Annotated in this window: 5 protein-coding genes; all 5 read left to right on the forward strand. The window is 66.5% G+C overall.

Features of this window, described 5'->3' with window-relative positions; genetic code table 11:
• Positions 1-23: 23 nt before the first annotated feature.
• The gene (locus F8S13_01265) at positions 24-3,203 is read left to right on the forward strand and encodes a helicase (protein ID KAB8145738.1); all 3,180 of its coding nucleotides are present in this window, start codon (positions 24-26) and stop codon (positions 3,201-3,203) included.
• A 419-nt stretch (positions 3,204-3,622) separates the two neighbouring features.
• On the forward strand, positions 3,623-5,005 hold the full coding sequence (gene rmuC / locus F8S13_01270) for a DNA recombination protein RmuC (GenBank protein KAB8145739.1): 1,383 nt from the start codon (positions 3,623-3,625) through the stop codon (positions 5,003-5,005).
• A gap of 479 nt (positions 5,006-5,484) precedes the next feature.
• Entirely contained in the window at positions 5,485-6,675 is a 1,191-nt protein-coding gene (locus F8S13_01275; GenBank protein KAB8145740.1) for a hypothetical protein, read from the forward strand.
• A 329-nt stretch (positions 6,676-7,004) separates the two neighbouring features.
• Positions 7,005-9,098 carry a DUF262 domain-containing protein gene (locus F8S13_01280; protein ID KAB8145741.1) on the forward strand — a complete coding sequence of 698 codons (2,094 nt, stop codon included), beginning with the start codon at positions 7,005-7,007 and terminating at the stop codon, positions 9,096-9,098.
• An 87-nt stretch (positions 9,099-9,185) separates the two neighbouring features.
• On the forward strand, positions 9,186-13,997 hold the full coding sequence (locus F8S13_01285) for a DUF4011 domain-containing protein (protein ID KAB8145742.1): 4,812 nt from the start codon (positions 9,186-9,188) through the stop codon (positions 13,995-13,997).
• Positions 13,998-14,007 lie beyond the last annotated feature (10 nt).

Below are 14,007 nucleotides of genomic sequence, written 5' to 3' on the forward strand. Positions count from 1 at the left end.
CGCGCCAGATAGGAGAACCCGCCATGATCGCAGCCAGCCTGCCCGAGCAGGGCCAGCTTGTCGAGGTGCGCCGCCGCCGCTACGTGGTGGCCGAGGTGCAGGGCAGCCAGCAGCCCGTGGGCGCGCTGGCCCCCGAGGCGCTGCGCCCGCAGCACATGGTCACGCTGGCATCCATCGAGGATGACGCGCTGGGCGAGGAGCTTCAGGTGATCTGGGAGCTTGAGCCGGGCGCGCGCGTGCTCGATCAGCAGGCCCTGCCCGCCCCCGAGGGCTTCGACGACCCGGCGCGGCTGGACGCCTTCCTGCACGCGGTGCGCTGGGGCGCGGCCTCCTCCGCCGATGTGCGGGCCTTGCAGTCGCCCTTCCGCAGCGGCATCGCCATCGAGGACTACCAGCTCGACCCGGTGGTGCGCGCCATCCAGATGCCCCGCGCCAACCTGCTGATCGCCGACGACGTGGGCCTGGGCAAGACTATCGAGGCCGGGCTGGTGGCCCAGGAGCTGATCATCCGCCACCGCGCCCGCCGCATCCTGATCATCTGCCCGTCGGCGCTCCAGATCCAGTGGCGCGACCAGATGCGCGAGAAGTTCGGCCTGGAGTTTCGGATCGTCGACAGCGAGCTGATGCGCACGCTGCGGCGCTCGCGCGGCATCCACGTGAACCCGTGGGGCCACTTCCCGCGCCTGATCACCTCGATCGACTACCTCAAGCGCGACCAGCCGATGCGCCTGTTTCGCGAGACGCTGCCGGTGGGCGGCCACACCTACCCGCGCACCTACGACCTGCTGATCGTCGACGAGGCCCACAACGTCGCGCCTTCGGGCGTGGGTCGCTACGCCAAGGACTCGCTGCGCACCGAGGCCATCCGCACGCTCGCGCCGCACTTCGAGCACAAGCTGTTCCTCACCGCCACGCCGCACAACGGCTACGCCGAGAGCTTCTCGTCGCTGCTGGAGCTGCTGGACAACCAGCGCTTCGCGCGCGGGGTGCCGCCCGACCGCAGCGTGCTCCGGCGCGTGATGGTGCGCCGCCTCAAATCCGAGCTGAAGGTGCACTGGAGCGGGCGCGCGCTGTTCCCCGCTCGCGAGCTTCAGCATATCGAGGTGGCCTACGCCGAGGCCGAGCGCGCCGCCCACCGCCAGCTCCAAGCCTACACCGCGCTGCGCCAGCAGGACAGCCAGGACGCCGCCGAGCGCACCGCCACCGAGTTCGTGCTCAAGCTGCTCAAGAAGCGGCTGCTCTCCTCGCCCGCCGCCTTCGCCGCCACGCTGGAGAAGCACCTGGCCTCGCTGGAGGGGGCGCAGCACCCCGAGCGGCGGGCCGCGCGCCGCACGCCGCTGGGCATCCTGCGGGCCATGGTGGCCGACATCGAGGATGCGGCGGGCGACGGCGAGAGCGACGAGCGGCTGGAGGAGGTCGTGCACACCAGCTCGCGGCTGTTTCGGCCCACCACCGCGCAGGAGCAGGCCCTGCTCGATGCGCTGCGCACCTGGGCCGAGGGGGCGCGGCGCAGGCCCGACGCCAAGGCCCGCACGCTGCTGGACTGGCTGGGCCAGATCGTGCGCCCCGGCGGCGCGTGGTCGGACGAGCGCGTGATCATCTTCACCGAGTACCGCGACACCCAGAACTGGCTGTTCGACCTGCTGGCCGCCGAGGGCCTCACCGCCAGCGGGCGCACCATGCGGCTCTCCGGCGGCATGGCCGACGACGAGCGCGAGCGGGTCAAGGCCGCGTTCCAGGCCAGCCCGGATGAGAGCGCGGTGCGCATCCTGCTGGCCACCGACGCCGCATCCGAGGGCATCGACCTCCAGCGCCACTGCTACCGGCTGGTGCACTACGAGATCCCCTGGAACCCCAACCGCATGGAGCAGCGCAACGGGCGTATCGACCGCCACGGCCAGCAGCACAACCCGCAGATCTTCCACTTCGCGCCGCAGGGCTTCGACGCGGCCAGCATCCGCCCCGATGTGGCGGTGGGCCAGCTGGAGGGCGATCTGGAGTTCCTGATGCGGGCGGTGCAGAAGGTCGAGCAGATCCGCGAGGATCTGGGCAAGGTCGGCCCGGTGATCGCAGATCAGGTGACGGATGCGATGCTGGGGCGGCGGCAGCGGCTCGACACCGCCCAGGCCGAGCGCGACGCCGAGCCGACGCGGCGCATGCTGGTGTTCGAACGCAAGCTGGATGACCAGATCCGCAAGCTCTACGAGCAGCTCCAGGAGAGCCGCCACACGCTCCAGCTCACGCCCGAGCACGTGCAGGCGGTGGTGGAGATCGCGCTGGATCTGGCGGGCCAGCCGCCGCTGCGCGAGGCGGCGCTGCCCGGCGTGTGGCCCGACCCCGGCGGCGCGCGGCGGCGCTGCCCGGTGTTCCACCTGCCGCCGCTCCAGGGCAGCTGGGCGGCCTGCGCCGAGGGCCTGGAGCACCCCCACACCCGCGCCCTGCGCCCGATCGTGTTCGACCACGAGCTGGCCAAGGGCCGCGACGATGTGGTGCTGGCCCACCTCAACCACCGCCTGGTGCAGATGGCGCTGCGCCTGCTGCGCGCCGAGGTCTGGAACACCGCCAGCCACCAGCGCCACCTGCACCGCGTGGCCGCCCGCACCATCCCCGACCACCTGGCCAGTGCGCCGCTGGCCCTGATCTACGGGCGGCTGGTGGTGATCGGCGGCGACAGCGCCCGCCTGCACGAGGAGATCATCGTGGCGGGCGGCGAGATCCAGCAGGGGCGGCTGCGCAGGCTGAACGTGGGCCAGGTGCAGGAGACGCTGGACGCGATGGGCGACGCCCAGCCCGCGCCCGCCGTGCGCGACGACCTGGCCCGCGCGTGGCCCGCCGTGGCCGACGCGGCGCGGGCCGCGCTGGACGCCCGCGCCGAGGACCGCGCCGCCAGCCTGCTGCGCCTGCTCGCCGAGCGCCGCGCCAAGGAGGCCGCCGACATCCAGCAGGTGCTGGATGAGCTAGATCGGGCTATCCGCGCCGAGCTGGATGACGAGCATCGCCCGGTGCAGCTGGCGCTGGACCTGTTCAACGAGAGCGAGCGCGAGCAGTACCGGCGCGATATCGACGCGCTGGAGGCCCGCCTGGCCCAGATCCCCGCCGAGCGCGCGCAGGAGACCGAGGCCATCGAGCGGCGCTACGCGGGCATCCAGCACCGGCTGTTCCCGCTCGCGGTGGTATTCCTAGTGCCTCGGCGGATGGCGTAGGGAGGAGGATTGCCCAACCCTGAAACCCCACACCGTAGGGGCAGGTTTATGCCCGCCCACGATAAAAACGATGCGTCACGCTGTAGGGGCGGCTTTATGCCCGCCCGCGATGAAAAACCACGTGCAGCTATGACCCACCACGCCGCCAGGGCGGATCTCGTGTCCGCCCGCACCGTATCGCGCACCCGCACACGGCTGAAACACGATAATGACCAATGCGCCCACACCGAATAAAACCAATGCCCGCGACCGCCGCCGCAGCCCGCCCACATATGCGCCCACGCCCATCGCTATACTGAAGAGGCAGATCAGCCAAGCCGACACGAAAGCGCACAACCCATGGATGCCACCACCCAGATCATCATCATCGCCGCCGCCAGCGCCGCCGGAGCAGCCATCCTGATCACCGCCCTGATCGCATGGGCCATCGCCGCCGCCCGAGGCCGCCGCCTGCGCGCCCAGATCGCCCAGCAGACCGAGCGCGCCACCCAGGCCGAGACCGCCCTAGCCGAGGCCACAGCCAGCATCGCCACGCTCACCGAGCGTGCATCCGCCAGCGCCGAGCGCGCCGACAAAGCCGAGGCCACCCTGAGCGAGCCCAGCAGAGCATCACCGCCCACGCCGAGCGCGCCGCCAAGGCCGAGACCGCGCTGGAGCGCGAGCAGACCGCCCTGGCCGAGGCCCAGCGGAACGAGCAGCGCATGGCCGACACCTTCGCCCGCCTGAGCGGCGAGGCCCTGCGCGCCAGCGCCGACCAGCTCTTCCAGCGCGCCGAGCAGCAGTTCCGCAGCCACCAGCAGCTCGCCCACAGCGACCTCAGCGCCCTGATCGACCCCATGCGCCAGCAGCTCGCCCAGCAGGAGCAGAGCATCCAGGCGCTGGAGGCCAGCCGCCAGCAGGCCTACGGCAGCATCGAGGCCCAGCTGCGCCAGATGGCCGATGGGCAGCAGAGCCTGACCGCCGCCACCCACAGCCTGACCACCGCCCTGCGCCACCCCGGCGTGCGCGGGCGCTGGGGCGAGCTCCAGCTGCGCCAGGTGGTCGAGGCCGCTGGCATGAGCGACCTGTGCGACTTCAGCGAGCAGCAGACCATCACCACCGACGATGGCACGCGCCAGCGGCCCGACATGGTGATCAAGCTGCCCAACGGGCGCGCGGTCATCGTCGACGCCAAGGTTCCGCTCGACGCCTACCTCGCCGCGCTCGACGAGCCAGACGAGGCCAAGCGCCCCGCACTGCTGGCCCGCCACGCCGCCCAGGTGCGCGCGCACGTGGACGCCATGGGCAGCCGCGACTACCAGCGCAGCCTCGATAGCTCGCACGACTTCGTGGTGCTGTTCATCCCCGGCGAGGTCTTCTACAGCGCCGCGCTGGAGCACGACAGCACGCTGCTGGAGCATGCCATGGCCAAGAGCGTCATCCTGGCCAACCCCGCCACCCTGATCGGCCTGCTCAAGGCCGTGGCCACCGGCTGGCGCGAGGCCCGGCTCTCCGAAGAGGCCCACACCATCAAGACCGAGGGCGAAAACATCTACAAGGCACTCAAGACCGTGGCCGAGCACATGGGCAAGGTCGGCAAGGGGCTGCAAAAATCCGTCGAGGCGTACAATAGCGCCATCGGCAGCCTTGAGGGGCGGCTGCTGCCCAGCGCCCGCCGCATGCAGGCGCTCAAGATCAGCGACGAGCAGATCGCCACGCCAGCCCCCATCGAGCAGCACCCCCGCCCCATCACCCGCGCCGAGCTGCTGCCCGCCCCCGAGGCTACGCCCAACGATGAGGATGGGCAGGCGCTCACCGCCTAGTCATCACGCTGAATAGAATCTCATCAGGGTGACTGATCCCAGGGCTGTTGCCTAGGGCTTGCCCCAAGAAGCCCTAGGCAACAGCCCTACAGCCAGAATAGTCACGGCGGCGTTTTCGTCACGATCAATAACGAGGCCACATCCCGGACACTAATGCACACCAACGCTCATATCCTTTTCGACCACCTGCCCACAAGGCGAACAGCGCTTCCTGGTGGACAAAGTTCTGGCGATGGTATGTATAATAGCGAGGCAATAGGGAGCATAGGGTTAGGGACTGGGCAGTATATTTGCTCGCAGCACAGTCATCGCCGTTAGGGGTCTATATTCGCAAAAATCACACCCACCCGTCCACAAATGTGGACTTATTTTCGTGTATAATGGTTGGGTCGTAGGAAATAAGGGTCGAAAAACGTCTCTCTCAACGATCCTGGGGTTTGGTGGCATATCCATCTACTCCTTTGTATGAGGACACCACAATGCTTGGATCACTGTTTGGCATGACCGTCACCCGCGAGATCCCAGCCGCCGTGCTGCACGGCCTGGTGCGCGGGCAATACACCCTCCACGGCGGCGTCATCCGCTGGGCCGCCGGGACCGCCCAGGCCGGGCAGATCGTCTGCCACCTGCTGCCAGCAGCCAACCTGCTCGCCCCGGTGGCCATGAGCGGCGCAGGCATCCTGGCCGGGGCCATCCCCGTGGTCGGCGCGATCGGCTCGGTGGTCGCCGCAGGCAGCGGCATCCTGTCGGCCATCAACACCTTCCGCATCCTCAAGGACACCAAAAACATCCTCAAGCTCTCCGAGCTGAATCTGGCCGTCACCCAGTCGGGGTTCGCCTCGATCGAGCAGCGGCTGGACAGCCTCGACCAGAAGCTCAGCGAGATCAAAGCCAGCGTCGACGCCATCCAGCGGCTGATGCAGATCGAGCAGCGCTCGGAGCTGCGGGCCGCCCTGGACGAGCTGCGCGGCATCAGCGACGTGCGCGACCCCGAGGTGCGGATCAAGGCCCTGGTGGCAGCGGCGGGCCAGCTGGCCAAGGCCGGCCTGATCTTCGAGGAGCGCGCCGCTGCCGCCGCCACCCTGCCCGTGGCCATGGCCTGCGAGGAGTACTTCTGCATCGCCGTGCTGGCCCGCGCCCGCTGCTACGCCGAGCTGCGCGAGCCGACCCGCGCCCTGGGCATCGTGCGCGACCTGGAAAAGCGCTGGCTCACGCTGGCGCGCGGCATCTCCAAGAAGTTCCTGATCGGCAGCACGCCGGGGCGGCTGTTCTACAGCGACTTCGCCAAGCTGGCCAGCGTGCCCGAGATCATCAGCTGGCTCGACTTCACCGAAGGCACCGAGAAGGGCATCGGCTGGATCGACGAGCTGCGCACCGCGATGGAGCCGTGGTACTATACCCGCACGCCCGAGACCTACGCCTCGTGGCGGCGCATCCGCAACCAGGCCGATATCGACGAGCACCTCCAGCTCCACGAGGCGATCATCCTGCCCGCGCTGCGCAAGCTGACCGCCCGCGCCGAGGTGCTGTGCAACTACATCGGCCAGTTCGAGCTGATGGAGGCCCACCGCCTGACCGCGCAGGAGTTCGAGGACGCGCTGCGCAGCGTGGACAAAGCCGACACGGTGGATGACTTTATCATCCTGCGCTCGCCCACGCTGGCGGTGTAGCGGCGCGTCACGCCCGCGCCGAGGGGCAATGCATCACACCGTCGGGGCGGGCTTTATGCCCGCCCGCGATGAAAAGCGCTGCGCAGCCAGCGCACACCGCCGCGCCGCAACGCCCAGCCGATACCAAGCGGCGCACGCATGGCCGAGGAAATCGGTGGCGATGTCCGCAAATGCGCACGATGCCGTGGGTATAATGGTTAGGAAAGCATCAAGCTGGGTACCATCCAGCCGCATGCAGCGCCCGCGCTGGGCGAGCAGGAATAAAACGCGCACCTAACGCCGTTTGTGTCACTCATTGCACTATCTCTGTTGTCAAAGGAACCCGTCTCATGATTACCTCGCAGGATCGAGAGATCCAGTCACTCATCAACGACATCCGCGATGGCAAGCTGCTGCTGCCCGAGATGCAGCGCGGGTACGTGTGGAAAGCGCCGCAGGTGCGCAACCTCTTCGACTCGCTGTATCGCAACTACCCTAGCGGTCAACTACTTGTGTGGGAGACCGATGACCTGCCGTTCTCGCGCCAGGTGAGCGTGGAAGAGGTCGAGCATGCGCAGCGTAGGCCACAGCTCCTGCTGGATGGCCAGCAGCGGCTCACCTCGCTGGCCGCCGTGATGCTGGGAAGGCCCCTAATAGTGCGCGACACCAAGCGCCCGATCGACATTGTATTCAACGTCTTTACCGAGCGCTTCGAGGTGGCTGGCGTGCGGCAGCGCGGCGAGACAGGCTGGATCTCAGTCTCGAAGCTGTTCACTAGCGGCCCTATGCGCGCGTTGCGCGAGGTGCGTGACGGACTGAGCGACGACGAGGAGGACAAGGTGCTGGAGCGGCTCACGCGGCTGGATAACATCAAGAGCTACAAATACCGCGTGAACGTACTGGAAGGGATCAACTACGAAGAAGTAACCGATATTTTCGTACGTATCAACTCCGGCGGCACCATACTTAACAACGCCGATCTGGCCCTGGCTCAGATCTCGGCCCGCTGGCGCGGCGTCACGGACGAGTTCCACAAGTTCCAGTGGGGCATCTACACCAAGCATAGCCTCTGGCTCGACAACGGCGTCATGCTGCGCACTATGTCGCTGCTCCTCTCGAACCAGAGCAGGCTGAGCCAGTTCTTCCGTGGCGACCAGCGGCGCGTGGCTGTCGAGGACATCCCCGACGCATGGAATCGCGCCCGCAGCGGCCTGCTGACCGCCATTGAATTCCTCATCCACAACTGCAAGATCGACCGGCTGAGCCTGCTGCCCACCAGCTACATCCTGATCACGCTCGCCGCCTTCTTCGACCGCTTCCAGCAGCAGATCACCACCGAGCAATCGCGCGACCTTCAGCGCTGGGTCTACCTGGCGCTGGCGTGGAGCCGCTACAGCAACGCCAGCGAGACCGCGCTCGATCAGGACTACGCTGCGCTCAACAAACCCAACCCAGCCAAGGCAATGATCGAGAGCCTTGAGGACAAGGTCGGGCGCGGGCGCAGCATCAGCGAGCGCGAGCTGCGCGACCAGCGCAAAAACTCGCCCTTTATGGTGCTGAGCTACGTGCTGGCGCGCGAGGCCGAGGCCCAGGACTGGTTCAACAGTGTCAAACTGGGCGGCAGCCAGCCGCTAGAGCTTCACCACATCTTCCCCAAGGCCGTGCTGGCAAAGAAATACAACCTGCGCGCCGACACGCTGATCATCGATCAGGTGGCAAATCTGGCCTTCCTCTCCAGCAAGGCAAATAATAGCATCAGCTCGCGGCAGCCAGCGGAGTATCTTCCCAAGATCGAAGAGCGGCGGCTGCGGGCGCAGCACGTGCCAATGGACCCGGCGCTCTGGACGCTCGACCAGTTCGAGGCATTTGCGCTCCAGCGGCGCACCATGCTCGCCGATGCGCTCAACACGCTGATCGACTCGCTCTCTGATGCGCCCTCGCTAGTACGCGGGAGCGAGAAGGCCCAGCTTGAATCGCGCATCGAGGCGCTGGAGCACCAGCTGCGCGACCTGGTGGCCGACCGCCTGACCGAGGCGCGGGGCGAGGGCGCGCTGGAGCACTGCATTCCGCAGAACACGCGCCGTGGCATCGAGAGCCGCCTGCGGCAGCGCGTGGGCAAAAACCCCTTCGAGGCCGACGAGTTCCGCACGCTGGGCGATCTGCTCCAGTTCTGCCAGTTCAGCGACTACGCGCGGATCATGCGCGACAACTGGGTGCTGTTCAGCGACACGTTTGGCGAGGGCAAGAGCTTCGACCAGCACATCGCGGCGGTGACGACGGCGCGCAACGCCTTCGCCCACAACAACCCGATCGGCAAGGCCGACCTGCTGAGCGCCGAGGCCGGGCTGATCTGGATGGAGGACTGCCTGCGCGCCCTGGCCGACCGCGAGGAGCCGGAGGCCGAGGACGAAGACATCCTGGCCGAGGCCGCCGAAGTGGCGTAGCGCGACAAACCGCGCGGGGCGGCAAGCGGCGATGCCTCCCCGCGCGCATCCCACCATTCGCACGCATGCTGGCTGGGGAATTAGCTCATGGAAACAGGAACCATAGCCACCGACCAAATCATAGCCAACCGCATCGAAGATACCCGCCGACGGCTCCTCGACCTTACACGGCGAAACCGCCTGCTTAACCACCGCACCAAAGGCCGCGCAACCCTTGGCATCACCAAGGAAATCTCGGCGGAAATCTTCCGGCTCCTCGTTGCCGAGGCCCAGACACTCCAGTTTCTGTCCCGCGAAGAGGCACCCAAGGGTGTTCTGATCGCCCAGGATGATGACTACGCAGTGAGCGATGATTCTGCGGCCAGCTTCAAGCTTGCGCCTATCGACGCCAAACAGCGCGCCAGCTACCACACCGACAGAAACCTCCAGACCGCGCTGAGCGGCGAATATCTCCAGGCGCGACTGCTCTACCTCGCTCGACAGGCTGAGAGCGCCCGCGAGGAGCAGGGGTGCAACGTGCTGTTCCTCACGCTGGGCATGGTCGAGTGGCGCGAGCGCGAGCAGAGCGAGCCTTCGCGCGCGCCGCTGATCTTCATCCCGGTCGATCTTCAACGCCGCACGGTGCGGAACCGCCACCACATCCAGCGCTATGAGGATGATATCCTGATCAACCCCTGCCTGATCGAGCTGTGCCGCCGTGTGTTCCACTTCGATCTTCCCACGGTCGAGATCGACGAGACGCTGGATGTGGGAGGATACTTCAGGCAGATCGAAGCGGCACTCGCAGGAATTCCCGGCTGGAACGTGCTGCCCAATGAGATCCACGTGGGTATCTTCAGCTTCGCCAAACTGCTGATGTACCGCGACCTCGACCACACCACATGGCCCACCCAGCAGGTGCTCACCGCGCATCCGCTCATCCGCCAGCTGCTCGGCTGCGGTGACCGGGATTCCCAGCCCGCAGCCTTCCCCTATGCCAACATGCTGGATGAGACCATCCCGCCCGCCCAAAACTACCAGGTGCTTGACGCCGACTCAAGCCAGCAGGTCGCCATCCAGGCGGTAAAGCAGGGTCTGAGTATGGTGATCGAGGGTCCGCCCGGCACCGGCAAATCGCAAACGATCACCAATATCATCGCCGAGTGCCTAGCTATAGGCAAAAGCGTGCTGTTCGTCGCCGAGAAATCGGCGGCGCTCTCGGTGGTGAAACGGCGGCTTGAGGCGGTGGGACTGGGGGCCTATGTGCTGGAGCTACATAGCAACAAGACCAGCAAGCGCATTGTGCTGGATGAGCTACAGCGCACCCTAGAGAGCTACGAGGACAATATCAGTGTGCCGCGAGCCGACCCGCAGCAGCTCGCCGAGCGGCGAGCGCGGCTTAACGCCTATGCCCAAGCGCTCCACCAGCCGCTCGGTGCACTGGGCATCACGCCGCACGAGGCCACGCTACACTGCATCGCGCTGCGCGATGTGCCCGAGGCCAGCATCCGCATCGATACGCCGCTCCAATGGGATCGAGCCGCGCTTGATATGGCCCGCGAGCGCATCACTACCTTCGACCGCTGGCGGCGGCGGGTGGGCGACCCCAGCACCCACCAGTGGCGGCATATTGGCCTCGACCACATCGACACACTCGCCCGCCAAGAACTACAGCAGCTGCTTGCCGAGATTGTCGCTAGCGTCACCTCGCTGCAAGCCGTGCTGGGGCAGGCGAGTGCTCTGCTGGCGCTGCCGCTTGCGCCAAGCGGGGCCAGCGCACGGGTCGCGCTCGACCGCCTCACGTTGCTGCTCGCCCTACCCGATCTAGACGTAGGCATGATTGAGGATGAACGATGGGAAGGATCTGCTGAGGCACTCGATAGCTGGGTGGCGCAGGGGCAGCAATACCAGCAGCAGCGCACCCACCTGATGGAGGCGTTCATCCCCGAGGCGCTGGAGCAGGACTGGAGCCACATGCTGCTGCGCCGCCAGCAGCACGCCGCATCGCTCGGGCATCGGCTCCTCCCCGACCCATTTGAAGATAGCATCCTCCAGTGGCTCTTCCCCGACTGGCGGGCCGATTCCGAGCAGCTGCGCCGCTTCCTGAAGCCCGACATCGCCCCAAGCATCGAGGAGCAGATCGCGCTGCTGACTCAAATAGGCGAACATGTGGCTGAGGGCCAGCAGATCCAAGCGCGCAGCGCAGATCTGGCCCCGCTGTTCCGCAGCCACTGGCAGGGGATCGACGCAAGCTGGGAAACCATCAACGCGACGCTCCAGGCGGTACGCACGGCGCGCGCATATGTCCGCGCTGGCACGCTGGATGTGCGGGTCGCCGCCTTGGTTCTTTCTGGCGGTGGTCGCGCGCAGGCCACAACCCTGTGCGAGGCGCTTCAGCACGCGCTAGGCCGTACCGATGCTGCGTTCTGCGCATGGTGTGAGCGCACCAGCACCAGTGACCGCGACTGGCTCGGCGGCTACTGGGAGCAGGGCGCGCTGGGCGATACCCACGCGCAGTTCGCCCATCTGCTCGGCGCATTCCCAGCGCTCGATGACTGGGTCGCCTACCGCCACGCCCAGGGGCAGCTCGCGCAGCACCTGCCCGCCTTCCTCGCCTGGGCCGAGCGCGCCGCGCCCGCAGCCGAGGTTGATCTGGCCGATTGCTTCGAGCGCCAGTTCTACCACATCTGGCTCGATGCGGCGCGACAGGAGCGCCCCGCGCTCGCAGGGTTCCGTGGCGAGGAGCATGAGACGCAGATCCAGGCGTTTATCGGCGACGACCAGCGCTGGATCGCGATCAACCGCCAGCGCGTCGCGGCGGCTGTGCATAGCCGTAAGCCAAATGTGCTTCAGGCGCTCCACCCGCAGTCCAAGCTCGGCATCCTCAAGACCGAGATAAAAAAGAAGCGGCGCAATATGGCGCTGCGCGCGCTCTTCACCAAGACGAACGACGCGCTCCAGTCGCTCAAACCGTGCTTTATGATGAGCCCGATCTCCATCGCCCAATATCTCGCGCCGGGCACGATCAGCTTCGACGTGGTAATTTTCGATGAGGCCAGCCAGGTCGAGCCTGCCGACGCCTATGGCGCGATCGCGCGCGGTCGCCAGCTTATCCTGGTGGGCGACGAGAAGCAGCTTCCTCCCACCAGCTTCTTCTCGAAGATCGAGAGCGACGACGGGCGCGAGAGCGAGGAGAACGAGAGCGCCGATCTGGAAAGCGTGCTCTCGCTCGGGATGGTGCAGCTGCCCCACCAGTGCTCGCTGCGCTGGCACTACCGCAGCCGCCACCAGAGCCTGATCGAGTTCTCAAATCAGCAGTTCTATGATGGGAAACTTCAGGTCTTCCCCGGCCCTTACACCAGCACCAGCACCTATGGGCTGAGTTTCTGCCATGTCGCCGACGGCGTCTATATGCGCGGCGCAGGCCAGAACAACCCAGCCGAGGCCCGCGCCATTGCGGCGGCAGTGCGCGAGCACGCGCTTGCAAGCCCCGAGCTGAGCCTGGGAATCGGCGCATTCAGCGTGGCGCAGCAGCGCGCCATTGAGGACGAAATTGAGCAGATGCGGCTGGATGCCACCGACCCGCGCATCGAGAGATTCTTCCTTCAGCAGACCCACGAGCCATTCTTTGTCAAGAACTTAGAAACTATTCAGGGCGACGAGCGCGATGTTATCCTGCTGAGTGTGGGCTATGGGCCAGACAGCACAGGCAGGGTGGCCATGAACTTTGGCCCGCTCAATCGAGATGGCGGTTGGCGACGGCTCAACGTGCTGGTCACCCGCGCCCGCCAGCGCTGCATCCTGTTCAGCTCCATCCGGGCCGAGCAGATCAACCTCGACGCCACACGGGCGCGCGGCGTAGCCGCCCTAAAAAGCTACCTGGCCCTCGCCGAGCACGGCGAGCACCGCAGCCAGCGCGCCGCAGCCGAGCCGCACCCGCTCTACGCGGTCATTCGGCAGGCGCTCGAATCGCACGGCTGGCAGAGCCACGAGCAGGTGGGCACCAGCAGATCGTATGTCGATATCGCCGTCATCGACCCCATAGCACCCGACCGCTATGTGCTGGGGATCGAGACCGATGGTGAGATCTATGGCCGCTCCGCCACCGCACGCGACCGCGAGCGGCTGCGCGATAGCGTGCTGGCCCAGCTTGGCTGGCGGCTCTGCCGCACCTGGGCGATGGATTGGCTCTACCGCCCCGAGCACGCCCAGAAGCAGATCCTTGCAATCCTAACGGGTGAAGCTACCGTACCAAGCCAGCCTACCACCGAAGGCGCAAAACCCGAGCCAGATCTACCACCCAACGAAACAAACTCGGCGGGAATTGCCACCACGCGCCTCACGATAGACGACACATCAAGCGGCGCGGTGCATGTCATCCCCTACGCCAGCTCTTCATTCCGCCAGCCCTCGTGGTCACACACCTTCGAGCTGACCCCGACAGCAGCATTAGCCGATATCATCGTCCAGATCGTGCTGGATGAGTCACCAATCCACGAGGAAGAGGTGCAGCGTGTGGTCGCAGCATTCTTCCACACTCGCGCCTCTAAGCGCATCCAGGATGTGTGTAGCCGCATTCTCCCCGCCCTAGCCCGCGATGGCCGCATTCGACAGCAGGGGCTATTCCTTTGGGCACCTGCCATGGAGGATGCGCCGATTCGGGCCAGAGCCGACACATGCCCCGTGCTCAAGCCCGAGCTGATTGCGCCCGAGGAGCTACAGGCAGCCGTGCGCCAAGTGCTGCGCGAGCAATTTGGCCTTCAGCGCGACGCACTGATCACCAGCACCTCGCGCCTGCTCGGCTTCCGGCGCTGCGGGTCGGCGCTTGAGCAGGCCATCAGCACTGCGGTTGAAGCCTTGATCGCCAACGGCTCGCTTGTACGCGATGGGCAGGGGTTTCTGACCCTCACCTCATCATAACGAGAACCCA

Source organism: Chloroflexia bacterium SDU3-3, from assembly GCA_009268125.1.
Classification (GTDB): domain Bacteria; phylum Chloroflexota; class Chloroflexia; order Chloroflexales; family Roseiflexaceae; genus SDU3-3.

Excerpts from the sequence above, each read along its gene's own strand:
- F8S13_01265 (KAB8145738.1), top strand. The coding sequence starts at position 24 with ATGATCGCAGCCAGCCTGCCCGAGCAGGGCCAGCTTGTCGAGGTGCGC.
- F8S13_01285 (KAB8145742.1), top strand. The coding sequence starts at position 9,186 with ATGGAAACAGGAACCATAGCCACCGACCAAATCATAGCCAACCGCATC.
- rmuC (KAB8145739.1), top strand. The coding sequence starts at position 3,623 with ATGGGCCATCGCCGCCGCCCGAGGCCGCCGCCTGCGCGCCCAGATCGC.
- F8S13_01280 (KAB8145741.1), top strand. The coding sequence starts at position 7,005 with ATGATTACCTCGCAGGATCGAGAGATCCAGTCACTCATCAACGACATC.
- F8S13_01275 (KAB8145740.1), top strand. The coding sequence starts at position 5,485 with ATGCTTGGATCACTGTTTGGCATGACCGTCACCCGCGAGATCCCAGCC.